The sequence below is a fragment of the Lysinibacillus sp. S1 genome (assembly GCF_044986265.1).
Lineage (GTDB): Bacteria > Bacillota > Bacilli > Bacillales_A > Planococcaceae > Lysinibacillus > Lysinibacillus capsici.
The window spans coordinates 2,521,535-2,548,244 of sequence record NZ_CP173154.1 but is presented as its reverse complement, the minus strand read 5'-3'; the positions used below and the strand labels follow the sequence as shown (position 1 = coordinate 2,548,244).

The window sequence follows — 26,710 nt, the reverse complement described above, 5'->3', positions numbered from 1 at the left end:
GCATAATTACTGACAGGTGTATACGAGTTTTCTAGTTGACCCATGCTGAAATTGATTTAATATAGAAAAGAACAGCTAAAGAAAAAGGAGCAAATATAATGGAAATTACACAATTCTCAATGGAAGAGATTTTAGACCCAACAAATATTATTGAAGGTAAGCGTTATGAATTTATTCTGGATGTAGAAATTGATGAAGAGGATGAGCTTTACCACGAAGCTGGCATTGAAATTCGTGTCCTAATTGGTGAAAAAGACGAAGAACCATTTATATTAAATTACTTCATCATGGAAAAGGCTGAAGGTGAATATTTAGACTTTGCATTAGAGGATGATGAACTAGAAGAAATTTTGACATTCTGTAAAGAAGAAATAGCGAAAGCATAGTAAGTAACAGGTAGAGAGTATAGATTCTTTACCTGTTTTTTTATTGAATTAAGGATTATGTAAGCTTGATGAAATATACATGTAGTATTGAAGGACTAAACTTAGTTTTAGTGTTCAGAAAATAGGGCAATTTAAAGAGAGAGGTGTTTCTATGTCAACGTACACGCAATCCATTTTTATAGCATTTTTCATAACTATTATTTTATCCTTTGTACTATTTATACCATGGCTGATTTATACGTATCGTAAGTATGGATACTTATCGATGTCCAAAACCATTATCATGTTCTCATTTATTTTTTACTTTTTATCAGCGCTTTGTTTAGTATTACTACCATTTCCGTCTACAAGAGATACTTGCTCACTTCAATCCGCGGACACCGTTCATACTAATTTGCGACTTTTTCAATTTGTTGATGATGTTTTAAAGGATAGTGGCGTTGTTGTCACAAATCCATCTACATGGCTTGCTATCACAAAACAGCAGGCATTTTTTCAAGCCTTCTTTAATTTCTTACTACTAATGCCATTCGGCGTTTACTTGCGATATTTTCTTAAAGAAAGAAGGTACTGGAAACGTGCATTTTTAATTAGCTTTTTGCTAACATTVTTTTATGAGGTCACACAAAGAACAGGCATTTATGGCATCTTTAATTGCGCATACCGAATCTTTGATGTCGATGACTTATTACTAAACAGTGTAGGTGCGCTCCTAGGTTTCTTCTTAGCACCAATTGTTTGGGCATTATTCCCCTCTCATGAAGAGGTTGAGGCTAAAGCTGCTGAAATGGAAAAAAATGATATTGTTAAGCCGATTTCTATTTTACTAGCATTGGCCATTGATTTATTTATCGTCCAATCAGTTTGGATGATTATTGGTGTTCTGACAGGGTATAGCGGTACTTTTGAATTCTTAGTGAAAATGGCTCTGTACGTGGTACTCTTTGGGGTGTTACCAAGTATGATGARTGGTGCAACACTCGGTATGAAGGTGATGCGTTTTACAATGGTCAACAAGAATGGCAAAAGTATTGTAAAGCAATCATGGCGTCGTTGTATTGCTATTATCGCTACCTTGTGTTTATCAGAAGCCATTACAACATTAGGTGACATCCAATTAGATATGGATTCACCATTTTATGTTCTACAAATTGTCATTTCTCTACTTGCCGCAATAGCAGGTTTTGCACTTACAATGATAATAGCTATTCATGTGGTACGGGTCATCGTAAGTGGTGGAAAACGACGTTTGTATATCGATCAATATGCAGATTTAATGGCAACAAGGAAAAAATAAGGGGGCTTGTAGAATGAAATACGTCATCATTGGTGGAGATGCTGCAGGTATGTCTGCAGCAATGGAAATCTATCGGAATGTTCCAGGAGCAGAAATAACTACTTTAGAACGTGGTTTTATTTATTCATATGGGCAATGTGGATTGCCTTATGTTGTAGATGGTCGTATTTCATCAACCAAACGTTTAATTGCAAGAGATGTCGAAACTTTTCGAGATAAGTATGGCATTGATGCAAGAGTTGGCTATGAGGTAGAGAATGTAAACATAGAGAAGAAGGTTATTACAGGTACACAAGCAAGYKSYKATANAMTTSWSMKWRCCTACGATAAACTTCTTATTGCAACGGGGGCTAGTCCAGTCATGCCTGTGAAAAGGGGGAATGAGCTAGATGGTGTCCATACGGTAAAAACAATTCCTCAACTGGAAGATTTGATGGSAGATTTARCATCAGAGATTGAGYRGGTAACAATCATAGGTGGTGGMTATATTGGTTTAGAAATGGCTGAAACCATACATGCCTGTGGGAAAAAGGTAAGGCTTATTCAGCGCGGAAGTCATGTGGCCCGTATTTTAGATGAAGAACTTGCTCAGCATGTTCATGAGGAAGCGAAAAAGAACGATGTAGAGCTGTTATTAAATACGAGCGTTGAAGCTTTTGAAGGAAATAAACGAGTGGAACGTGTTATTACAGATAACGGCGTTCTAGAGACGGATTTAGTCATTGTCGCTTCAGGCATAAAACCAAABACACAGTTTDTAAAGAATACTGGGATTGCACTTGCAAAAAATGGAGCAATCATTGTAAATCGCCATTTAGAGACTTCCCTTGAAAATATTTATGCAGCTGGCGATTGTGCAACTCACTTTAATATTGTGAAAGAACGTTTAGATTATATACCTTTAGGAACGACTGCTAATAAGCAAGGTCGTTTAGCAGGTCTCAACATGTCAGGCAAATTTGCTCCGTTTAGAGGAATTGTGGGCACTTCTATTTTAAAATTTTTCAATTTAACTATTGCTACAACAGGTATTAATGAGCGCGATGCTAAAGAGCTTGGTTTTGACTATGAGGCATTTAAATTATCTGCACGCCATATAGCCGGCTATTATCCAGGTGCACAACGTATGTTTATAAAAGTGGTCGTTCGCAAGCGTGATCAATTGTTATTGGGTGCACAAATCGTGGGACCAGCGGGAGTTGATAAGCGTATCGATGTGTTTGCGACAGCATTATATAGTAAAATGACCTTACCTGATTTGCTAGATTTAGATTTGGCCTATGCACCACCATTCAACGGTGTTTGGGACCCTTTGCAGCAGGTGGCAAGAATGAATGGACGTTTATAATAGGRGGTAGAGAGATGAGCATTTATGATATTAATGTAACTTTAGAAGATGGTACTATCTATAGCCTTGAACGTTATAAAGGAAAGCCGATGCTAATTGTTAATACAGCTTCCAAATGTGGCTTTACACCACAATTTGAAGAATTAGAAGGTCTATATGAAAAATATCAGGAGCAAGGTCTGGTTGTACTTGGTTTTCCATCAAATCAATTTAAACAAGAGCTAGCGTCAGCTGAAGAAGCGGCTTCCCAATGTCGACTAACATATGGAGTGACGTTCCCGATGCATGAGATCGTGAAGGTGAATGGTAAAGAAGCACATCCTATTTTCGATTATCTTACTTCCCATTCCAAAGGATTTTTAGGCAATAGTGTTAAATGGAACTTTACAAAATTCCTTGTAAACCGTAATGGAGAGGTTGTTGGACGATACGCCTCAGCAGATAAGCCAAGTAGCTTTGAGGAAGATATTCAAAAAGTATTAGCACAATAGATTAGAAAAGATTCATGCACAGTTTGTGTATGAATCTTTTTTTGTCTACAAATTTCAAAAAGTAGATGATTTAAGGTTGCTGTAAGCTTGCGACAAATTTGCTGTAAGTTTGAGGTCGTATACTAAAGTCAGAAAGAAGAGGTGAGCGTATATGACGCCATTATTAAAGGTACAAAACGTTGGGAAAAATTACGGCAAAGGCGCAAATACTTTTACAGCGCTATCGAATATATCATTTGAAGTAGAAAAGGGAGAGTTTGTTGGGGTAATGGGTCCTTCTGGGGCTGGAAAATCTACGCTTCTTAATGTATTAGCAACGATTGATACGCCAACAACTGGTGAAATTATTATTGAAGATACTAATTTGGCACGTATGAAGGATGCTGAATTAGCGGATTTTCGTCGAGATAATTTAGGGTTTATTTTCCAGGATTATAACTTGCTCGATTCTTTAACAGTGCGAGAAAATATTGTTTTACCACTAGCGATTGCAAAAATGCCGACAAAGGCTATTAATGCAAGAGTTGATCGAATTGCTGCATTGTTTGGAATTAGTGATTTATTAAACAAATATCCTTATCAAATTTCAGGTGGGCAAAAGCAGCGTACAGCCTCGTCGCGAGCATTAGTGACAGAACCAAAACTAATTTTTGCCGATGAGCCTACAGGTGCGCTAGATTCAAAATCTGCAACCGATTTATTAGAAAGCTTAAGTGATTTAAACCAATCTCAAGCCGCAACGATTATGATGGTTACACATGATGCCTTTGCGGCTAGCTTCTGCCAGCGCATTCTATTTATTCAGGATGGACAGCTATCTAAGGAAATTCAACGTGGGACTCTAACGAGGAAGCAATTTTTCCAAGAGATCTTGCAGGTGCTATCTAGCATCGGGGGTGGAGTAAATGACGTTATTTAGTTTAGCGCGTAAAAATATTCAACGCAATTTATCGAATTACTTTTTATATATTGCCTCAATGGTATTTAGTATCGTTATTTACTTTACGTTTGTGACGCTCAAATATAATGATGATCTTTCAGCCTTAAAGCAATCGTCACAACAAATTAAAGGATTAATGAGTGCCTCGTCAGTCGTACTTCTGTTCTTCATTGTCATCTTTATGGCCTATTCCAACTCGTTTTTTATGAAGAAGCGGAAAAAGGAAGTAGCCCTTTACTCGTTACTAGGTGTACGTAAGCAAAAAATTGGCTTAATGCTCTTTTTTGAAAATTTAGTCATAGGGCTTGTCTCTCTTGTGTTTGGTATCCTTCTAGGTTTCTTTATGTCCCAAGGGCTATTAATGATACTAGTACGCTTAATGGGCTATGAAGTGGTTGGTAGCCTGACATTTTCAATGGAGGCGCTAATTAATACAACGGGCATTTTTACACTACTGTTTTTATTCACATCCTTACAAGGTTACCGTGTGATATATCAATTTAAACTAATTGATTTATTTCATGCGGACAAACAGGGAGAGCAAATTCCACGTGCATCATTAGTAGCTGCTTTACTTGGCACTGTACTTATTGCATTTGGTTATTATACAGCTGCCTCTGATATGTTTACGAGTGAAATATGGAGATTCTTTACGGTATTAGGTACGCCATTAATGGTTATAGGGGTAACAATTGCAGGGACATACCTTCTATTCCATAGTGTGAGTGTCTTTGTATTAACAGCATTAAAGAAAGCAACATCATGGTCCTGGAAGGGTTTAAATTTAATCGGTGTTTCTCAGCTATTGTATCGTATTCGAGCCAATGCCAAATCGTTGTCAATCATTGCAATTTTAAGTGCCACTACGATTACAGCAGGTGGCGGTGTCTTCGGTATGTATTATAATGCAGAAGCTTCTGTACGTCAGATGCTGCCAAACACATTTATGTGGAAAGGCGAGACAGTAGAATTTTCACAACAGGATGTCTTATATAATGAAGCACTGGCTGTGAAAAATTTACGTGTGGATAATGAATTCTCATTTTTCGAATATACATTACTTAAGGAATCGGACTATAATCGCTTAGCGAAATTACAAGGCAAGGATAAAGAGCTACACATTGCAGAGGGTTCTACGGTTTTACTGGATGCAGCCTACGATGAACGATTTTCACATAATTTTACAGGTGAGGACTTTAAGCTACAAAACGGAGACTCCTTCCATGTAGAAAAGATGTACACGGAAAGCGTGTTAAACTTTATAGCAGCTGGAACAGTTCTCGTTGTGAATGATCAAGAGTTTAAAGCTACTGATGCCGATGAGATTATGATGCAGGTTGTTGGATTGGACAATGATTTGAAACAACAGGACGTGTCGAAAGACATTTACCAGCAGTTGTCTTCTGAACAACAAGAATCATTTTCTAGTGTACCGCAAAGCTATGAGGATAGTTTAGCAACAGTTGGTGCCCTATTGTTTGTGGGAAGCTTCCTAGGATTGGTCTTCCTAGCGGCAACAGGCAGTATTATCTACTTCAAAATTTTAACGGAAGCCGAAGAAGATCAGGCAAAATATGCTATTTTAAATAAAATTGGTGTAAATAGTAAGCAAATCTTAAAGACAGTAGCAGGACAGGTCGCTGTTATCTTTAGTGCGCCACTTATTGTGGGTATTGCACATAGTGTGTTTGCATTACTAGCATTTTCACAGCTATTTAACATGAATATTACAAAACCAGTCATCTTGTGGATGATTGCTTATTCAGCTATTTACTTTATTTATTATATCTTTACCGTTCGTTCGTTTTATAAAATAGTGAGACAGGGGAATTAATATGAAAAAAGTATTTGTCGGAATAGGTGCATTGTTTATCTTATTCGTAGCAGGGTTAATTGTATTGATGACTGTAGATTTTAACCGATTAAATAAAGATACCTACTATGTTCATATCACGGCTGATGGTGAGGTAGAGGAGTATAAAGCAGATAGTGGTGAAATCTTTAAAATGTATTGGTACGAGCTACCTACTTACGATAAAAATGGGGAAGAGATAACATTAAAGTTTTCTGCTCATAAAAATTTACGCCAGGATGCTTATTTAAAGCTTTACGTGAAAAAGGAAACAGAAGTTACTTCATTTGATGAAGTGAAATTCCATGAATTACCTGCTAAAGTACAGGATCAAATGAAATAGCACAAAGAGGGAGTCTCAAATTTTGAGACTCCTTCTTTTCCACACGAAAGTTCAGTGCAAAGTATTTAGCGTTTAAATTCAACTGGTTAAATTTAGTTTATTTAGTATTCCTTTTGTAGATCAATAATAACGCATGTACCTTTTCCTTTTTCCGAGGTGATGGTCACTGTTCCTCCATGGGCCTCAATGATATCTCTAGCAATAGCTGTACCTAAACCAGTCCCAGCAGTATTGTCCGTATTTGTGCCTCGGTAATAGCGTTCAAAAATATGTTCTAGATCCTCTGGGTCTATCCCCTTGCCATTATCAGAAATTGTAAGAGTATTCTCATCAACAGACACATGGACAGATACATCGGGAGCATTATGAAGCAATGCATTGTGTAAAAAGTTCATGATAGCTCTGCGCATAAAATGTTCATCGATCTGATGCAGACTTTTCTCGGTTGTCGCCTCAAACATAAGATTAGCTTGTTCATATTGTGGTGTATTTAATGTTTCAATCACTATCTCTCGAATAAAAGGCACCATGTTCACTTCATTTAGTGTAAGTGGAAGCTGTTGATGTCTTAAACGCATCGTTAAATTTAAGTCATCCAGTAGATTTTGCATATGCAATGATTGCTTTTCTATAATTTGTGCATACTCCATTTGCTCAGTATTTGTTATTTGTGCATCATTCAATAGTTCTGCATAACCTCGAATAGAGGCAAGTGGTGTTTTCATATCGTGTGAGACATTACTAATCCATTCTTCACGCATAATCTCTAGTCTCTTTCGCTCCTGTTCATGGGCTGCCAATTCTCGTGATACTTCATTTAAGTTTTCAAAAACCGGCTTGTAGACACCACCAGGAGACTTAATAGACGTATGATCATGATTCTTTAAATGATGAATGCGATCTATCATCGCATAAAGAGGTTTCGTTAATGTACGACCAAAAAGCCACCCTACTAATGTAGCTACTAACAAGTCCGCAATCACGATGAACAAGCCAAATTTCCCTATAAACTGTAAGAGTGATGTGCCAGAAACATGCGTAACAAACCTTGTAACACCGCTACCTTTAATACCGATTAAATAACTAATGGAATCCTTACTGCCAATATACACAGTAGTATCTGAATCGAATTCTTTATATTTATATACTTGAATTAAGTCGATAGGTGCATAGTGCAATGGTGCTTTATCTGGTGCAAAATGAGCATCAATCACTTGACCATTTTCATCAAGCAATTGTATCCACGCATTTCTTTGATGCAATTGTTCGATTCCTTCTGCACGTATGGAAGTTGCTCCATTTTTTATCTCGATATATTTTTGAAATTCCCGCACAAAGTTTTCCTCTTCTGTGGCAGAAACGCCTTCAGAGTCAGTTGCTAGCCGATAAGTAAGGAGTCCCATGAAGATAGCTGTATTGACGAAAATAACAATGATGACGATAGAAAGTACGGAAAGGAGAAAGCGAGCGGTTAATTTCCACTTCATTCTTGTGCCTCTTTTGGCATGACAAACTTATAGCCAAGTCCTTTTACAGTTGTGATATATAGAGGATTAGAGGCATCCTCCTCAATTTTTTCACGCAACCGGCGAATATGCACCATAACAGTGTTATCAGAACCGAAGAAATCCTCTCCCCATACACGTTCAAATAATGTTTCTTTACTTAAGATTCGATTGGGATTGTGCATAAAGCACGCCATTAATCCAATTTCCTTAGCTGTTAACTCCAATAATACGCCATTTTTATGGACTTCAGTTTCATCGGCATTCAACTGAAATGGTCCAATTTGTAGTGCTTTTTCAACAATATTCGTTACGGTATCTTGTGTTTGATAGCCAGCTCTACGTAGTTGCGCCTTCACACGATAGGCTACTTCTTTCGGGCTAAAAGGTTTTGTAATATAATCGTCTCCGCCAATGGCTAGTCCTAAAATTTTATCAATTTCCTCATTTTTAGCAGACATAAAGAGCACAGGGACATGGGATACTTCACGGATACGTCTACATAAATCGTAGCCCTCACCATCGGGAAGCATGACATCTAGAAGTATAATATCGGGTGTTGTTTGTTGAAAGCTTGTCCATGCATCGTGAATGGTACCAGCTGTATAAATTTGTTTGTAGCCCTCTTTTTGTAAGCTTACTTTTAGTAGATTCGCTAAATCTGCCTCATCATCCACTACTAAAATGGTTGGTTCTTGCACTTGTTCACACGACCTTTCGATTTGGAAGAATCTTTACTGACAATTATTATAAATGAAATGTATAGAAAAGAGGAAATGTTGGGTTGTATAGCTTAACCAGTAAATGCTTTTATTCTACAAGAGAAGAAGAACATTTTTTATATAAATCAATACATGGTGAAACCTTTACAGATTCTAAAGCGTAAAAAGAGTATTACAAATTAGGAGGAATGACGATGTTTAAAAAAATAGCAGCAGATGCACTTGGACTTTCAGATATTGGTGTGGTTGTGCCAAGAGAGGACTATGATAAGACAGATGCAGATGATTTTATCTTACATGAAATTGATGAAAAAATTTACTTTTTAATTAAAACGAAGGCAGATGAGTATTGCTTTACAAATCGTGCGATTATTCATGTAGATGGCGAAAGTGCTATGAGCAAGAAACGATTACTGCGACGCTATGACTATTCAATGTATACTGTGACAGAAGTTTTTCTCGAAACAGCAGGAACAATCGACCTTGATGTCGAAATTAAGTTTACAATCGGCAATTCCCCACTATCCATCGACATTCATAAACGCTTTATTGATGACATTAAAGATTTATATAAAGCACTACATGCCATTAGCTATGAACAAAAGAACAATGCTTATAAGCTAGAAGTAGCGGAAAAAAGTTTAAACATAGCATCATCATCACTTGGTCGAATTGGCAATGACAATATATCTCCTGCGTCGTCATTCAAAGAAATTACAAGCTTTGCGAATACTTGGATGATCGATCATAAAGATAAGTATAAAAAAGAAGACTTCTCACATATTTTTGATTTATATATGAACAATTGATAAAAATAGCTCTCTGCAAGTGTAGAGAGCATTTTTAACATATAACGATATACATAAAAATTATTCTAGGAGCGTGATTAGAAAATGACAAACGACATGCATGTGCTAGAAAAAGAAGAGGTAGAAAGTGATGATTTTATACAGCAACCTCAAGCCGCTGAAACATTGTTCGTAAATGAGTTTATTGATGGTATTTTAGATCCATCACAGAAGATGTTAGGGCCGCTTAAGGATGGTGGAACGATTATTGCCAATACAACACCTGGATGTTGGGGACCCATGCTTACTCCTACTATTCGTGGAGGACATGAAGTAACGAAGCCCGTGTTTGTAGAAGGAGCAGAGGTGGGTGACGCCATTGTTATAAAAATTAAATCTATTCAGGTCACATCTCTTGCAACTTCGTCTGGCCATGATGAAGCAATTGTAGATCGATTCATTGGTGATCCGTTTGTTTCTGTAAAATGTCCAGGCTGTGGCAAGCTTCATCCAAGCACAGTTGTAAAAGGAATAGGCCCACATGCAATTCGATGTTCTACATGTGATACAGAAACGGCACCCTTTAAAATGACAAACGGCTATACGATGGCACTCGATCATAAAGGGCAAATGGGTGTAACTGTTGGACGAGAGGGTGCTAGACGAATTGCACTTGATGCTAAAAACTACATGAGAACACCTGAAAATTCTGTACAAAATCCTGTTGTTGCATTGGCTCCAAGCGACTTAGTAGGTGTATTGGCGAGAATGCGACCATTTTTAGGTCAGCTTGGGACAACCCCTTCTAAAGCGATGCCTGATTCACATAATGCAGGTGACTTTGGTTCATTTTTAATTGGAGCACCACATGAATATGCTTTTACTCAAGAAGAATTGGATTTACATCGTACCGATGGACATATGGATATCAGCCGAGTACGAGAAGGTGCGACTATTATTTGTCCAGTCAAGGTACCAGGCGGTGGTGTATATATTGGAGACATGCATGCTATGCAAGGGGACGGCGAGATTGCAGGACATACAACCGATGTAGCGGGTATTGTGCAGCTTCAAGTTAAGGTATTGAAGAAAGTAGCTTTGGAAGGCCCAATTTTACTACCAAATGTAGAAGACTTACCTTATACAGCAAAACCCTTTACCAAGGAAGAAAAACGTCGCGCACGTGAGCTAGCGGAGGAGTTTGGTGTTAAACAGGTAGAGGATGCATTCCCAGTGTCGGTGATTGGTTCTGGTAAAACGTTAAATGAGGCGACTGATAACGCGATTAGTCGAGCTGCGAAGCTATTTGAGATGAGCGAACCAGAGGTTTTAAATAGAGCAACTATCACAGGTTCCATTGAAATCGGACGCCATCCAGGGGTTGTCACAGCCACTTTCCAAGTACCTAAAACTGTATTGAAAAAGGTAAGAATATATAAAACTATTAAAAAACAATATGACTAATAATGATTTCTTGAAAAAGCAAACTTTTAAAAGTTTGCTTTTTTGTATGAGCTACAAGTCAGATAAGTAAATGTTTGTCTGAAATTTGAAGTTTGGATTGAAATCTATTGTTGTGTTGATATAATAGTTAAAGTTTAAAAATGAATAACAGGACCTTATATAAAACAGATGAGTATAGAAGAGAAAAGTTGGTGTCTAATGACAGAAATTATAGGTGTGGAAAACAAAATAGAGAAAAAGAATAGTATAAAACCTTTTATATTAAAAATGAGAGGAGGAGGTCATGCCCCATCTCGAACAAATTTCGCTGATGCCTTTACTGGAGCGATGGGAGGATTAATATGCATTTTTGTGTTGCTATGGTTAACTAACATTACCAATTCACCTTGGTTAATGGCCTCATTAGGCGGTAGCTGCGTTCTTGTATTTGTCGTCTGGAATGCACCTTTGTCCCAGCCCCGAAATATAATTGGAGGTCATTTTATTTCGGCATTTATCGGGTTGGCCATGTATTCATTACTAGGCCCCAATATATTGTCTATTAGTCTTGGTGTCGGATTAACTATATTTTTTATGGCCTTTTTAGGTGTCATACATCCTCCAGCGGGCGCCAATCCTATAATTATTATTTTAGGAGGTTATGGTTGGAGTTATTTACTAACCCCTGTATTAATTGGAGCAGTCATAATTGTATTTTTCGGTTTGTTGATCAATAATTTACGAGAAAAAAGAAAATATCCGTTGTTTTGGTAAAGATGATATCCATCTATAAAGTGTGTTCACTTATATAGGTGGTTTTTTATATTGTTAACGTTTTTGCTATGCATACCCATATTTTTTTAGCATATGTTAGTTAAGATTTGTTATATTGAAGAAAGAGTGTAAAAATCATGTATTTGAATGATAGGGGAAGATCTTTGTTGGTAGAAATTGATGGGAGGATCCATTTTTATGCTGTTGGACTGTGATGAGCAATTATTCATGGCTTATAAACAAAGAAGTAAAAAGGGTGCTGAAAATATACTAGCAACTTGGCTGGAGGCAGAGTCAAATCTGCGAGAAGATCCAAAAATACTTGGTACTTCACTTTCACCCAATCTATTTTTAGTAAACGAAGAAACGGCTAAGAATATTGCCTTTTCCACAGCACGTAAATATTGGGGTCATGTATCAACAGAAATGCAAATATATTTTGACAAATATGGTTTAGATTCAAAATTTGTGAATGAGCGTCTCAGTGCTTTTTTCTATACACAAAAAGGTAAAGATACTTTTTTTGAGCAGCTTTTTGCACAACATACAATAGACTTAGAACGATTAATTTGGTTAGTCTTTGGGAAACGAATGCAAATAGCTATGCCAGTTAATGAGCTACAATCAATTATTTTATATAAATTTCAAGATGAATATTTAGTGCATATGATGTATAAAGAGCATGCATCTTTTTGGCATTGGCTTTTCACAAAAAAAGTTTATTCACTGCTTATCCACAAACCTTTAGAGCAATTCACATTTCTGTATGAAATAATGGGACATTTCGAGCATTCTGTGAGAGAAAATTGTGAACATGTGGATAACTTTGTGAATAACTATAAAACGATACTGGATAAGTGTATAACTCATGTGGATAAGCATAATGCTAGCTGTTTGGCAAAGAAACAATTACGTCTTTATCAAATTGTTACTGATTATCGCTTATCAGAAGGTGATTTTAAAAGTGTCAAAGCGCTTATTACCTCATTTGAAGCTGAATGGCGCTACTCAATGTATGCACTATCAGAGAAGGAAAAAGTGTTAATTGCCTATATTTTATTTCATATAGCAAATAGAGAACAGCAGAGTGAAAAGGTTATATATTATGGTGAATATTTATTAGAGGATGAGCGAATAAATAATTATGCCATTGAAATATTACTGGAGTATAAAGAGCTATTACCAAATCGTAAACCAACACCACCTGCCATTATTAAAAATTATCAGTTAAATTATTTAGAAAATTTATATGCCATTCTACTAGAGCATTATGTAAAAATGGCACGTTATGAGGATGGCTTACTTTTATTAAAAGAGCATGTTTTAGCATCGAATAAAAAAATTAATTCTTCATTAGTACAAAAAAACTTTAGTAGTGAACAGCTTATTGCAATTGAAGCATATGTTCAACAGGATATAGCACTTCATGTGAATAACTCTCTACAACATATTGGTTTGTCTGTGGAAGAGTGGCGACGCAATTATCGTCAACCAAATGCACCATACTATGTTGTAGCACAAAGTGCCTCCCTGCATATGTTAAATATTTTAAGAGTTTTGTTTGTAACAGAGCAGTACGAGCTTTTTGAAAAGTTAATGGAGATTTACAAAAAATATCTACTAATAGATGATCATTTTGAAAACCTACGTATGTTTATTAGTGCGTATGTATAAAAAAGGTGTCTAATACATCACAGTATTAGACACCTTTTTTACTCTAAAACACCTTTTTCCTTCAAAGCCTTGATTTGTTCAGCATTAAAGCCCAGAGATAGTAAAACTTCCTCATTATGCTCGCCTAATTTAGCACCAACATGCTTGTATTCAGGCTGCGTACCATCAAATTTAAAAGGAGAGGCAATTTGTTTTTGCATAGTGCCATCGCTTTTGGGTATAGTCACAATCATTTCTCGTGCCTTTAGCTGTGGATGTTCACATGCTTCAGGAAATGTTAGAACTGGCTCTACACAACCTTCAAAATCCTCGTTAAACACTTCAAGCCATTCTTCATATGTCTTGGACAAGAAGGCATCGTGAACAGCCTCTTTAAAACGAATTTGCGTATAGTAGGAGTCATTGAAGGTATTATCGATCAATTCGGGAATATCGAGTGCTTCACAGAGCAATTTGCGAAATTGAGGCTCTAAACTACCGACAGAGAAAAAGCGCCCATCCTTTGTTTTGTAAAAATCATAGTAACTGCCTCCATTTAAAATTTCTTGCTCTGGCTGTGGTACACGTCCACCTCCAATAAATGCTGCTCCATACATAGCATTAAGTGAAAAGACAGCATCTGTCATACTAATATCGATGAACTGTCCTTCTCCTGTTTTTTCACGATGAAGGGCAGCAGCCAGCACACCTATTGCTGCATGCATTGTCCCTCCAGCTATGTCTGCTAATTGAACGCCCATGGAAACAGGCTTTTTATCCTTATGGCGGGAATAGTCGAGTAAGCCAGCTAAGGATAGATAGTTATTATCATGTCCTGGTCGATTACTATAAGGCCCTGTTTGTCCGTAGCCAGTAATCGCACAATAAATAACCTTAGGATTTATTTCTTTAAGCGCTTCATAGCCGATGCCAAGTCGCTGCATTACACCAGGTCGAAATCCTTCGATAATAACGTCATACTCCTGTACAAGTGATTTAACAATGTCGATAGCTTCTGGTGATTTTAAATTTAGCGTTATAGATTTTTTTGATCGATTTAAATGTTGATGGATATATGCCTCGTGATCATCGTCATAGGGAGGCATAATTCGTGTTAAATCAACCCGCTTTGAAGATTCAACATGGATGACATCTGCTCCTAAATCAGCAAATATCATTGTCGCCATTGGTCCTGGTAGTAATGCAGAAAAATCGAGAATTTTTAACCCCTTTAAAATGCCCAAATCTTCCAACCCCTTTTTGTGTAGGCTACACAACCATCTGGATGATGATGGCGAGTAGCGCTTTTCTCATAATCCCCATTGTGTGAAAAGCGTATTCTATATACTGTATTATTACAGTTTATTATATTTTAATGAGTATTATAACAGATTAAATCTTAACTTGCCTATGCTAATTTTTATTATAAAATAAACGCTTCAACTTTTATATGTCAGAATAACAATAAAAGTAAAAAAATTTAGAATTTAGATTTTCTATCAAATTTCAGATAATTAGCGTCAGCTGTTGCAATCTTTAATCTAAATAACTAAAATGTTGGAATTTTGTTTGCCAGATTCTATATGATACATCCACGTTTATTGATACAATCCTAGAGGTGTGTTGGATTCTTCTTACACAATTAATACATGTTACTTTTACCTATAGGAGTCTTTGCTTATAATAGGCACTAATTGTTTAAGAATCTCTCAAAATATACATATAAAAAATCATAAATAGGAGGGGAAAAATGAAATCGCACCGATTAAAATTAAAGCATCTTATAATGGGCGTAGCAATGGCAGCATTCTTTTTAACAAGCATAGGTAGTGTTTGGGGCGGCTATAGGATGAACATTGATTCCATTAAGGAAAATACGCTAGAAACGAATAGAGTTTATGCTCAAAAATTGGCCTCAACTGCTGATTCCTATCTACACGAAGCTTTCCAAATATTAGGATATAGCGCGGATCAGGTTAGGACGAAAATGGATGATGAACAAGTATTGAATCAGGAAACAGAGCGTTTGAGATTGCAAAATCAAATGTTCAATTCGGTGGTTATAACAAATGCAAAGGGACTTGTTTTATCTGTCTCTCCGCCATCTATAGAAATTAAAGGAGAGATTTTAACATCAATTGGCGCTAAAGAGGCATTAGCCAAAAAGACACCAATTATTTCTAAGCCATATGAGGCGATGACAGGGCGGCTCATCATTTTTATATCGCATCCTATTTTCTCGGAGTCCAATGAATATCTAGGAATGATTGCTGGCACTATTTATTTAAAGGAACCTAATGCCTTTAAAAGCTTGTTGGGAGAACATTATAGTAAGGATGGTTCTTACGTATATGTAGTTGATTCAGAAGGACGAGTTATCTATCATCAAGATCCAAGTCGTATTAATGACATTGTAACAAAAAATAAAGTCGTTCAAGCTGTTACATCTGGCAAGGATGGTGCCCAACTGGTTGAGAATACAAAAGGAGTGAAAATGCTAGCTGGCTATAGTGCAGTGGCATCGACAGGATGGGGAGTTGTTGCGCAAAAACCTTTAGAAGTTGCATTAGCCCCTTCATTTGATCGTGTACAGGAGGTCCTTATAAAATCTGTGCCTCTTATGTTTGTTTCCATTATCATTGTACTTTGGGCTGCAGCACGTATTGCGAATCCCTTACAACAATTAGCATCATTAACAGAAGAAAGTTTAGATAAGAAAAATGTAGAAGGTTTAAAATCTGTTAGTGGATGGTACTTTGAAGCCTATTCTTTGAAGAATGCATTGGTTCGAAGTTTATCGTTTCTACATGGACAGGTCTCCTTTTTCAAAGATCAATCTACTGTTGATCCACTGACGGGGATTACGAACCGACGTACAATGGATTCAATGCTTGCTGAATGGTTAGCAAGTAAGGTACCACATGTCATTATTTTGTTAGATTTAGACCACTTTAAAAGTGTGAATGATACATATGGACATGCAGTAGGCGATAAAGTTTTACAATTTTTGGCTAGACAAATGGAATCAGTAGCTCGTGAAGGCGATGTATGTTGCCGGTACGGAGGCGAGGAATTTGTCATACTTCTGCCGAACACGACGGTAGAGGAAGCCACACTAGTCGCAGAACAACTACGAAAAACTTTGGCCGATACGGTCAGTCCATGTGGTAGACCAATAACATTATCTGCGGGAATAGCAGCCTATCCAGCAATGGCACATACAACTGAAGCGCTAATTGAAGCGGCTGATGACGCACTTTACCTTGCGAAACAAGAAGGGCGAAATCAAGTAAAAGTTGGAGTCTCAAAAAAGGGATAAAAAAATATAACAAAAGAGCTTACAACCCTAATTTTTGGGGTAATGATTAATGCAAACATCATTTGGGCAAGCTGTATATAAGTCATCAGCCACATGACTTTTAAATTATGTTCAAATGATATGTAACTCGGGCCACATCTCTTGATCGACTTGACAAGACGTAAGGTTATCCCCCTTTCCCTTATGACACCCCAAGTACGACTAGATGTATGCCTATATATCGTCAAAAGCCAAGCGAGCACCGATGCTCCTTGGCTTTTTTACATTTTGTGGGATATTCTAACAAAGTGACAAGCTGTGGTTTTGATACGAATTATAGAAAGGTGATTAGTATAAGGAGCCATTAAGGAAAACTTAGCTTTCCTTTTGATGACAACAAATTTGTTGCTCCTTGGCAATTCCCTTTAAACGTGCATAATCATTTCCCCATGTACACATTGTATTTAAAACGGGTATAAATGACTCTCCTAAATCTGTTAAACTATATTCTACTTTTGGTGGTACTTCTTTAAATATTTCTCTCCGAACAAGTCCGTCTCTTTCTAACTGCTTCAATTGATCGGTTAGAACTTTTTGCGTAATTCCGGGTATTAATTCATAAAACTCTTTCGTCCTTACTGATTGTTGACTCAAGAAAAATAGTATTAATCCTTTCCATTTGCCACCTGCAATATCCATAAAAATATTGATTCCTGTATTATAGTTAACCATGTGCTTCCTCTCCTAAATAGGCACAAAAATGTGGCTATACCACTTTTTTGTGCGTTATTTTCTTATTTATTATTGCTTACTATAATTAGAGGCGCAATACAATAAAAACTTAGGAGTTGTTCATAATGAGTGTAAAAGATATTTTAGAAAAAAGACGTTCAGTTAGACATTATGATTCAAATTATAAAATTAGTTCAGAAACATTGACTGCCTTAGTTGACAGTGCAAGTAAGTCGCCTAACGGAAATAATATTCAAGCAACGCGATACTTAATAATCGAGGATGCGAACTTAAGAAATTTATTACTACCTATAGCTTTTAATCAACAGCAAATAGTAGAAGCTTCAACGTTAATCGTCATGTTGGGCGACTATCAGGCATTTAACAAAGGTAATATTATTAAAATTCATGAGGAGGGGTACCAAGCAGGTTATTTTGATGAATCATTAAGAGACTATCTTGCGAATGCTGCAATAAATTATTATGAAAGTAAGACAAAAGAAGATCTAAAGTTAGAGTTAACTAGAGATGTAAGTCTTGCCTCAATGTCCTTAGTTTTGTTAGCGAATGAAGCTGGTTTTGACACAATTACGATGTCAGGCTACGATTCTAAGAAATTGAAAGAGATCTTAAATATTTCTGATAGGTATCTTGATGTTATGCTGATTGCTATTGGTAAAGGTATAAAAGCAGGTCATAAGACTGTTAGGCATAATGTAAACAAGGTAATTTATAAAAATGAAATAATTTAGTGTTTTTAAACTAACCGAACTTTTAAAAGTCCAAAATTAATATCTAATAAAGAGAAGCCAATTATGAATCTATCTTTAATGGCTTCTTTTTTATGTATTGCAAACTATGAATTTTTAAATATTCAGTGATGGAAAGCTAATGGACTCGCATAGTAAAGAAATCGTATTTTAGTCTCTAACTCTAGAAGAAATTTACCCTACTATTTTAGATTTATCTATGAAGGTTCACTAGTCTTTGGTCGATATAAAGGATATGAGCAAATGATATTTGTACGTATCAAAATACATAAACGAAAGGAAGAGTGGAATGGATAAATCTAAAATCCAAAAAGTAAATAAAGCCTTGATTGCAACAGTATTTGCTTCAAGTGGGATTGCTGTTGTAGTACCTCCACCAAATGCAGCAGCGGCTACTTCTCCCTTTACGGATATTAACCAATACTCGGACAATTATAATGAAATATTAAAACTATATTCTCAGGGCGTAATGAGCGGTTTTGCGGATAATACTTTCCGTCCTGATGTCAGTGTAACTCGTGGAGAGGCAGCGAAAATGCTGGCAACGGCGTTAAAATTGGATACAAAAAATATCCAAGATCCTTACTATAAGGATGTTCCAAAGGGCAATCAATATTATAAATACGTAGCGGCATTGCAAAATGCAGGTATTATGTCGGGCTATTCAAATGGCATGTTTATGCCGAATGAAGTGTTGACTAGAGGGGAACTAGCCAAAATGGTTGTAGTTGGATTCCATCTAGAGGTATCCCCTACGTACAACAATATTTTTAAAGATGTGAATAGCAAAACAAACAATGCCATCTATATTCAAACTTTAATCGATTTGAATATTACAAAGGGCACAACTCCTGTTACATTTTCTCCATTTGATCCTGTTACTCGCGGACAGTTTGCTTCGTTTGTAGTGGGTTCACAAGAGAAGAAAAGTAATGAAACATCTTACAAAATCACAAATGTGGATGATGACGCAGTTTATATAAATGGCCAGTCATATACAATTCCAGAGAGTCTTGCTCATATTTTTAACGAATATAATGCTCCGGTGTTAAAAGGTGCATTCATTGAGGGGGATTTATCGAGTAAGGGAATTCGCTCCATTTCAAAATTGACCCTTAATGCAAGCGGGACAAGCACACGTTCTCTAGATTTTGATGGAAATTACGGTTCTTTTGGTGCAACGATTGTAGTAAATGGTAATTATATAGAATTCTCGAATATGACGCTGACAGGGACAATGTTTGTCAACGAAACCGTTCGCCCACCATTGCATTTAGGGGCTACTTACAATCAACCATTAGCTCTTGGTCGTGTGGCAAGTAACAATATTTCATTTATTAATTGGTCAAACCCAGATAACAATAAAGGCGATGATTCGTCAAATAACAATTCGAACGATCTTCAAAATTGGACAAAACCAAATACTGAAAATGATAAGCCATTTGTTAACTGGTCTAAAGAAAAAGAGGAAATGAAAAACGTTGAGAAGTACCTAGAATTTTATAACAGTAGTGTTTCTCGACTAGTAGTATCTCAAACAGGTACAAAAATTGAAACAAATACAAAACTACCACGTGTAGACATCATTGGGAATGTGCGTGAGTTTGAAATTCAAGGCGATATTGGTACGTTAAATTTAAATACAGAAACAAAACTTACAATTTATGGTTCAGGAAATATCGATTGGATCAATTACAATAGCTACACAGATCTAGAGCTGTATATTGATGGACGAATTGGCACATTATTTGTTGATAATTCATATGGCAAAATTGATATTGGAGATTATACGTATATTGATAAGGTCATCTTACCTAAGGATGGATCACCAAATAATATCTTCGACGATTTCCTCGATGATAAAGATAATATAGGCAATATTACTGATCCAGATGGCAAACCAATTGATAAAGAGGAAAATGAGAATCAAAATCCTGATGATAAAACAAAACCAATCATTAGTATTACGAATGTAAAAGTACTAAATGGTAGCGAAATTCAAGCAGATTTCACTTCTGATGAAGTCGGTACGTACTATTATATTGTGCGTGAAAAGGGCGCAGAGGCACCAAATAAAAGTGAAATGGTTAACCGTCTCTCAAATAAGAACGTAGCACATGGAACTGCGGCAGCCATCAAAGGAACAAACTCAATTAAGGTTTCTAATTTAGGTGAGAAAAAGGAATATGTTATCTACATTATGGTTGTGGATGGCTCGAAAAATGCATCGGACATAGTTTCTCAAGAGTTCCAAATGAAAGATGCTTCACCACCAGTAGTGAAATCCCTACAAGTTACGCCATTACATGGAGGAACACGTGCTGAATTTACTTTTACAGCCAGTGAACCAGGAGACTATTACTACTATGTACGTAAGAAAACAACAGCAACTGATCCAACAACGGCTGACATCGTTGCAAAACCAATAGGTTCGGGTAAGGCTGTTGGAGGTAATCTAGGTATTAAGGGAGTTTTATCAGGCTTAGAGGCAGAAGAAATGTACCAGCTCTATGTGGTGATGAAGGATGCATCTGGTAACTATTCGATAGACCCTATCCCAAAAGAGGCCATCGAAGAGTTTACGACAAGTGCACTGGATAATATTCACCCTTATGTTGAACAGACGAAGTTAGAACCAGCGGGAAAATCAAATCAATTTTATTTATATTTAAACGAAGCATTAGATCCCGAAAGTGCACGGAATATAAATAACTATGATTTATCTGGGACCGTTATTGTAAATACAACAGGACAAAATAAAATTAAACCTTCGGCAGTAGATTATAAAGAAGGGGACAAAAGAGTGTTATTAACGATTCCTTCTGAAACAGGTTTTGTTTACGGTGATACATTACGCGTGACTGTTTTACCAAAAGTAAAAGACTTAGCGGATAATGACTTTGAAAATACCAGTACTGTAGATCCAGGCAAACCTGTACGAAATTATGCAGAATATATCCATCAAAAATTTGATATGCCCGTTATAACTATTGAAAATGTAATAAGTAAGCCAGATCAAAATGATAACTTTAGACGCTCTGAAGTTGAGTTTAAACCAAGTAAGGCCGGTACTTATTATTATATGGTGTTGCCTAATACTGTTGACGATAATGGGGAAGTAAAAACGTTTAGACAATATTTAACCGATAAGGGTATTACTGAACGTGATTTTGTTAATGAGTTCGCAAGTGAATCATCGTTAAAATCAGGTTACTTCCAATTAGGCGGAAAGGATATTTATATTGAACGTGGATCGGGTCCAGCTGATTTAGAGGAAGCTACAAAAAAATTCCCAATAACGTTAGCTAAAGATAAACTAAATCCATTTTTAAGCTATTCCGTGTATATGGTCTTAAAGGATCGTGGTGGGGAAATTTCGAAAATTACCTCTGGGGAAATGATTGGTGATACTAGAGCACCTTTAATTAAAAATTTAGTAGTAAAACCTAAAGAAAATGATGATACGACAGCCATGATTTCCTTTGATACTGATGAAACAACGGAGCTTCATTATTGGTTTGTACCGAAGAAAAATACAGATGGTACAACAAATGATTCAGCAAATCTAAAAATTGATACACCTGCTGAACGTAAATTTTTAGAGGATAAATTAAGAATTAGCCCAAGTGTTAAGAAAAGTGGAAAGGGATCATTTCCATTATCTGAAGCAACAGGTGTAACGTTAGAGCCTCATACGGAATACGTGGTATATTTTGGTGCGGAAGATACTTATGGAAATATGACAGTGTACAGATCCAATACCACTTCTGATGGATACGATGAATCAAGCGTAGGGTGGATGAAAGAAGATTTCTATTCCGATGGTACACCACCTAAAATAGCAGTTGGCACGCAACCATGGATTAAGAAAATATCAAAAAATGAGTTTGAGGCAATTGCGCAAAATCCGTTAACTTCAGATTCTATGACATTTAGTGAAGACAGAACATTTGTAGTAACGTTCTCAGAAGCTCTGAATATTACAGATGCTCAATTACTTTCAGCTTTAAATACTAAGCTAGATGGTACAACAGCAACAATTAGTAAGATCGAATGGGAAGACACAGTAAATATTAAAACATGGCAACCACGTAAACTATTAATTCAATTCAATCAAAGTGTTCTAAGTAGCTTTACTCTGGATATGAACAAAGGAACAGTCGTAGTCAAAGACTTTGCTGGATTGACATTCGATAAATCAATAGGAGAATTCAAATACCAAAATATGCCGGGATTTGGTATTGCTGGCGCAGGCTTGATTGGAAACCTAACTAAGAATACAAGCCTTCCTGCGACATCAAATAAAATTCAGGTTGTATATACAGTTAATTCTAGAGTGCATAATCCGAAATACTACTATGTCATGTCAAATACAAATTATGACCTTACATCATCAACAACTATTTTAACAAAGCAGCATATTATTGCAGGTATAGATCCAGAAAATAATCTAGCATTCGATGTTAAAGGTACTAACGTTATGTTAGGAGACTCGTTATTAAATATTAGTTTATGGCCAGACAGTCTAATTGGTACAGCTAATCAGCCAGAGAAGGTATTTATAGAAAATAAATATATCTACATGGTTTTAATGGATGATTACGGAAATATTTCAGATATTTCGAAAGCTACAATTATTAAATAAGTTACTAAACAGCGAGCTTTATTAATTTATTCATAATATCATCTGCTATCCCAAAAGAATTTTAGTCAAATCTACTGTGAATAATTGAAGGCAGAAATGTTGTTCAAAACAACGTTTCTGCTTTTAAATTGGCATAAATAAAGTAAAGTGATCTATTGTACCATCATATTATTTGGAAAAATAAAGGAGATTCTCACTAATTTTTATATATGAATTGAACTATTTATTTATATCTTTAAAGTCATTGGAGAACAGACAGCCTCTATAATTGGCAGTACTGACAAAGAGGTATACATATATGGTGATCATTATTCTAGAGGTGGAGAAATTATTTATAGGGAATTCCAATTAAATGTGCCAGCCTTGGTTCAAAAAGAGGCCCTTGATTCAAAATAATGGGAGTTTCAGTTTCATTTTCAATTGAACGATTGGCAGACTGTGCAGGAGATTTTATTTTTTTATAGAAGATACGGCGCTTGAATTCCCTAAATAAAGTACATTATGGAATGAGATGCCTGCTGTGAAAAATAATAAGGTTACTACTTTAGGTAGTACTACCTCCTACTTTAATGACCCTGTTTCATTAAATAAACACCTTAATTTAGTAGTAGAAGCCTTTAGTAATATAAAAAAATAAATAACATGAATAATTCATAAGCCAAACTACAATCTATCGTATTTTGGCTTTTATTTGAGAATAATTTTTAATTATAATAATAGTAGTAAAGAAGGTAGATAGGAGAAGTTAGGGCATTATGAATGTTGATGTCCATATTTACCTGTGGGATCTTTCTGCTACCGTGCCTGTCCTACAAATCAAGAAATAGCAAAACTCATGATGTAATCTCTTTCAGTTGCAATATAGTTATATACCAATTTATACGAAATTGTGGAACTCCTTACCTACTGTGAAGGAGAGGCAAGGTTAGACTTTAGTTTATCCTGCAAGCAGTAAAGTTATAACAAAGAGGCTGGGACATAACTAACTGGGACCTTCATAAAGCCGTATAATCTCTAAATTAACAAAATATGATAACTAGAAAAACCGAACTATTCCGAAATACTTCGTAAGCGTTTCAGTGGATAGTTCGGTATTTTTGTTGGTTGAAACATTTTTGTCCCACCCTCTTCTTAGCTAGGAATTTAAAATCGAGAAAGACTACTAAATTACAATTTGCTATATCTTTTTTAATGAAGAGTAACCCCTTATAAATGTCATTATTTTACAATAAATACTTATTTTAATAAAATGTAATTATAAACCATTTTTATGAGAGATCAGTAGAATTGTTGCGTGTAATTGATAAGATGCATTACAAGGAGGAAAAAGAAATGAGTAATATTTTAACATTGTCGAATATCACAAAGAGTTATCGAAATAATAAAGTAATTAATAATGTTTCTTTCTCAGTTCCAAAAGGTGAAGTAATAGGCTTAGTTGGACCAAATGGTGCAGGGAAAACAACCCTGATGCGAATAATTATGGGATTAATAACGAAGTTTGAGGGGGAGGTTCGGTTTGATATTGAAAAGCAGCCTTTAAAACATATAAAACGTATTGGAGGACTGATTGAATACCCTAGTTTTTATCCCCATATGAGTGGAATGGATAACCTTATTTATTTTGCAGAGATTTCAGGGGGATATGATAGAGATAATGTTTCATCTGTAATCCATTTATTGGGGATTGAAGGTTTTGTTCATAAGAAGGTAAAAAGGTATTCTTTAGGAATGAAACAGAGGTTAGGAATTGCACAGGCATTAGTTAATAATCCTAAACTATTGATTTTAGATGAACCCACAAATGGCTTAGATCCAGAAGGAGTTGCTGAAATAAGAGAAATATTGGGAAAAATTTCAAAAGAAAGAGGGATATCAATTCTTGTATCCAGCCATATTTTATCAGAAATTGAAGCTGTTTGTGATAAAGTTTTGTTTTTGAAGAAGGGAACAGTAGTAGATTATATTGATTTAAAAACAGAAAAACAGACTGATAGAGAGCTACATGAATTTATCATAGAAACTAAAAAAATAGAAATGGTAAAAAACTATTTAAATGATATACAAAACATACCTTTTATAGAAATAGATCAAGATAAAGTAAAATTTCAATATCTTTATAAAGATTCTGATTCTCTTATAGTAGATTTAGTAAAAAATAAAATTAGTATAAATGCTATTTATCCACTTCGCAAAGATTTAGAAAAGAGATTTTTTGAGTTAATGGGAGGAAATAAGATTGAATAGCACTTTAAGAATATCAATATTAGAGGTTAAACAATTATTCAAAAGATACGGCATTTGGTCAAGTTTATTTATTGCAGTTTTATACACTATTACAATTTATCTAAAAAGGCCCATGTATCCATCCCCTTCGGATTTGGATACATATTACAATTACTTTGGTGATATTTCGTACTATATTATTCTCATTCTGCCTTCTTTTATTATGTCCAGAGAGTTTTCATTAAAAACTTCTAGAATTATATTCACAGGATCTTTATCACGTATAAATATAGTCCTATCAAAATTACTTTCATTGATTTTAATTGGATGTATTGTTGGAACTATTCACCGATTACTAGCCAATTTATTGTGGGTATTGGAACATAATAAATTTACTCTGAATAATCTTACACACGATATTTTTACTAATCTAACAAATTATTTACTTATTTCCTTTTTTGTTTCAAGTTTATCTTTCATCATTGGTTTCATTACGTTCAGTCAAATTGCAACAATAGTTTCCATTATTTCTATGTTTTCATTTGAGAGTATGATTAGAGGTATTATTCTAATAAAATTAGATTATACAACAAAATTAGCTCTTTGGATTAAAGAGAATCCACTGGCTTTGGTTTATAAGGGAATGCAATATAATAATTTATCAATATCAAATAATATTTGTTTAGCATTAACAGGCTTAGTATTATTTTTAATATCTTTAATAATTATTAATAAAAGAGAAATTTAGGAGATTGATAATATGACTGGTATGTTTTCTATAAGCCGAATGGAAATAAAGAAAATATTTGATACATCAACATGCGTTTTTTTAATAATATTATTTATTGCTACAATTATTGATAATGTTCTTTATTATCAGATGAACTTAAGTAAAAGCGTAGAGTTAAGCGGAAATATTGGTATTTCCTTATTTATTATACAAATTTATTTTATTTACTTAGGTAGTAATATGATAGGATCCGAGTTTAGTTTTGGAACTTCGAAAATGGTATTCAGTAGTATGTTCAGTAGAAGTCAAATAATTCATATTAAAAGTGTTTCATTTTTATTTTATACTTCTTTATATGGCATTTTTAATATATTAATTGGATTAACTGTTCAACTTATCATAGGTAAACATTTCTCTAGTATGGAGATCCTAAGTACGCTATTCTCAGTTTGGATTGTATATATAGTTTATTTCGCTTCTATCTTATCAGTAGGAATATTTACAATTTCTATTACGTTTAATCGCGTTTACTCATTAATAACTGGATATGTTCTATATATTTTTTTATATAACATTGGTATACAAATTGTAGAAAGAGATGAAAGTTGGATGAAGACGATTATGGAGAATACACCATTTTACATTGCTTCTGATGGTTTTTCTACTCTATACTACAATATTAATGATATTATTTACTTAAGCTTCTTTTCAGTAGTAATTTATATAATAGGTCTCTATATTATCAAAAAAAGAGATTTGAAATAAAT

The 26,710-nt window shown here is 35.3% G+C and carries 21 protein-coding genes; 17 read left to right on the top strand and 4 right to left on the bottom strand.

The features are described from left to right. The first annotated feature begins 98 nt into the window (after window positions 1-98). From ACHZEU_RS12625 to ACHZEU_RS12595, 7 genes are all read left to right on the top strand, one after another. Window positions 99-386: a DUF6509 family protein gene (locus ACHZEU_RS12625; RefSeq protein WP_036075918.1), complete on the top strand. Its 288-nt coding sequence runs from the start codon at window positions 99-101 to the stop codon at window positions 384-386. Window positions 387-537: 151 nt separating this feature from the next. Next, window positions 538-1,683: a VanZ family protein gene (locus tag ACHZEU_RS12620; protein WP_404803458.1), complete on the top strand. Its 1,146-nt coding sequence runs from the start codon at window positions 538-540 to the stop codon at window positions 1,681-1,683. A gap of 13 nt (window positions 1,684-1,696) precedes the next feature. Next, window positions 1,697-3,031: an FAD-dependent oxidoreductase gene (locus ACHZEU_RS12615; protein ID WP_404803457.1), complete on the top strand. Its 1,335-nt coding sequence runs from the start codon at window positions 1,697-1,699 to the stop codon at window positions 3,029-3,031. A gap of 14 nt (window positions 3,032-3,045) precedes the next feature. Continuing rightward, window positions 3,046-3,522 carry a glutathione peroxidase gene (locus ACHZEU_RS12610; protein WP_048390772.1) on the top strand — a complete coding sequence of 159 codons (477 nt, stop codon included), beginning with the start codon at window positions 3,046-3,048 and terminating at the stop codon, window positions 3,520-3,522. A 151-nt stretch (window positions 3,523-3,673) separates the two neighbouring features. Then, window positions 3,674-4,441, top strand: a complete 768-nt coding sequence (locus ACHZEU_RS12605; RefSeq protein ID WP_054548905.1) for an ABC transporter ATP-binding protein — start codon at window positions 3,674-3,676, stop codon at window positions 4,439-4,441. Then, entirely contained in the window at window positions 4,428-6,296 is a 1,869-nt protein-coding gene (locus ACHZEU_RS12600; RefSeq protein WP_115673058.1) for an ABC transporter permease, read from the top strand. The genes ACHZEU_RS12605 and ACHZEU_RS12600 overlap by 14 nt, the downstream gene beginning before the upstream one ends. Window position 6,297: 1 nt before the next feature. Then, window positions 6,298-6,657 (top strand): YxeA family protein, encoded by a 360-nt coding sequence (locus tag ACHZEU_RS12595; protein ID WP_279493633.1) that lies wholly within the window; start codon window positions 6,298-6,300, stop codon window positions 6,655-6,657. A gap of 101 nt (window positions 6,658-6,758) precedes the next feature. On the opposite strand, the gene ACHZEU_RS12590 is transcribed toward ACHZEU_RS12595, so the two are convergent. After that, window positions 6,759-8,144 (bottom strand): HAMP domain-containing sensor histidine kinase, encoded by a 1,386-nt coding sequence (locus ACHZEU_RS12590; protein ID WP_279493635.1) that lies wholly within the window; start codon window positions 8,142-8,144, stop codon window positions 6,759-6,761. Next, complete coding sequence (locus ACHZEU_RS12585) at window positions 8,141-8,863, bottom strand: response regulator transcription factor (protein ID WP_259951273.1); 723 nt, start codon at window positions 8,861-8,863, stop codon at window positions 8,141-8,143. The genes ACHZEU_RS12590 and ACHZEU_RS12585 overlap by 4 nt, the downstream gene beginning before the upstream one ends. A 215-nt stretch (window positions 8,864-9,078) precedes the next feature. On the opposite strand from ACHZEU_RS12585, the gene ACHZEU_RS12580 reads away from it, so the two are divergent. From ACHZEU_RS12580 to ACHZEU_RS12565, 4 genes are all read left to right on the top strand, one after another. Next, window positions 9,079-9,693: a PH domain-containing protein gene (locus ACHZEU_RS12580; protein WP_048390761.1), complete on the top strand. Its 615-nt coding sequence runs from the start codon at window positions 9,079-9,081 to the stop codon at window positions 9,691-9,693. A gap of 84 nt (window positions 9,694-9,777) precedes the next feature. Next, window positions 9,778-11,136, top strand: a complete 1,359-nt coding sequence (locus tag ACHZEU_RS12575; RefSeq protein WP_054548908.1) for an acetamidase/formamidase family protein — start codon at window positions 9,778-9,780, stop codon at window positions 11,134-11,136. 198 nt (window positions 11,137-11,334) lie between these two features. Continuing rightward, on the top strand, window positions 11,335-11,889 hold the full coding sequence (locus tag ACHZEU_RS12570; RefSeq protein WP_279493639.1) for an HPP family protein: 555 nt from the start codon (window positions 11,335-11,337) through the stop codon (window positions 11,887-11,889). 198 nt (window positions 11,890-12,087) lie between these two features. Beyond that, a complete protein-coding gene (locus tag ACHZEU_RS12565) occupies window positions 12,088-13,563 on the top strand; it encodes a hypothetical protein (protein ID WP_345803546.1) in 1,476 nt (491 codons plus the stop codon). Window positions 13,564-13,601: 38 nt separating this feature from the next. Here the strand turns inward: ACHZEU_RS12565 and ACHZEU_RS12560 are convergent, their stop codons facing one another. Beyond that, on the bottom strand, window positions 13,602-14,786 hold the full coding sequence (locus ACHZEU_RS12560) for a CaiB/BaiF CoA-transferase family protein (RefSeq protein WP_048390754.1): 1,185 nt from the start codon (window positions 14,784-14,786) through the stop codon (window positions 13,602-13,604). A gap of 506 nt (window positions 14,787-15,292) precedes the next feature. Between ACHZEU_RS12560 and ACHZEU_RS12555 the strand changes: the two genes are divergently transcribed. After that, on the top strand, window positions 15,293-16,861 hold the full coding sequence (locus tag ACHZEU_RS12555) for a diguanylate cyclase (protein WP_279493643.1): 1,569 nt from the start codon (window positions 15,293-15,295) through the stop codon (window positions 16,859-16,861). A 354-nt stretch (window positions 16,862-17,215) separates the two neighbouring features. On the opposite strand, the gene ACHZEU_RS12550 is transcribed toward ACHZEU_RS12555, so the two are convergent. Then, the gene (locus ACHZEU_RS12550; protein ID WP_048390751.1) at window positions 17,216-17,572 is read right to left on the bottom strand and encodes a helix-turn-helix domain-containing protein; all 357 of its coding nucleotides are present in this window, start codon (window positions 17,570-17,572) and stop codon (window positions 17,216-17,218) included. Window positions 17,573-17,697: 125 nt separating this feature from the next. Between ACHZEU_RS12550 and ACHZEU_RS12545 the strand changes: the two genes are divergently transcribed. From ACHZEU_RS12545 to ACHZEU_RS12525, 5 genes are all read left to right on the top strand, one after another. Then, complete coding sequence (locus ACHZEU_RS12545) at window positions 17,698-18,324, top strand: nitroreductase family protein (protein ID WP_048390749.1); 627 nt, start codon at window positions 17,698-17,700, stop codon at window positions 18,322-18,324. 307 nt (window positions 18,325-18,631) lie between these two features. Continuing rightward, a complete protein-coding gene (locus ACHZEU_RS12540; protein ID WP_279493645.1) occupies window positions 18,632-22,987 on the top strand; it encodes an S-layer homology domain-containing protein in 4,356 nt (1,451 codons plus the stop codon). Between the two features lie 1,332 nt (window positions 22,988-24,319). Then, on the top strand, window positions 24,320-25,234 hold the full coding sequence (locus ACHZEU_RS12535) for an ABC transporter ATP-binding protein (RefSeq protein ID WP_279493647.1): 915 nt from the start codon (window positions 24,320-24,322) through the stop codon (window positions 25,232-25,234). Then, complete coding sequence (locus ACHZEU_RS12530; RefSeq protein ID WP_279493649.1) at window positions 25,227-25,961, top strand: hypothetical protein; 735 nt, start codon at window positions 25,227-25,229, stop codon at window positions 25,959-25,961. Before ACHZEU_RS12535 ends, ACHZEU_RS12530 begins: the two co-directional genes overlap by 8 nt. 12 nt (window positions 25,962-25,973) lie before the next feature. Next, on the top strand, window positions 25,974-26,708 hold the full coding sequence (locus ACHZEU_RS12525) for a hypothetical protein (RefSeq protein WP_202342733.1): 735 nt from the start codon (window positions 25,974-25,976) through the stop codon (window positions 26,706-26,708). The last annotated feature ends 2 nt before the right edge of the window (window positions 26,709-26,710 follow it).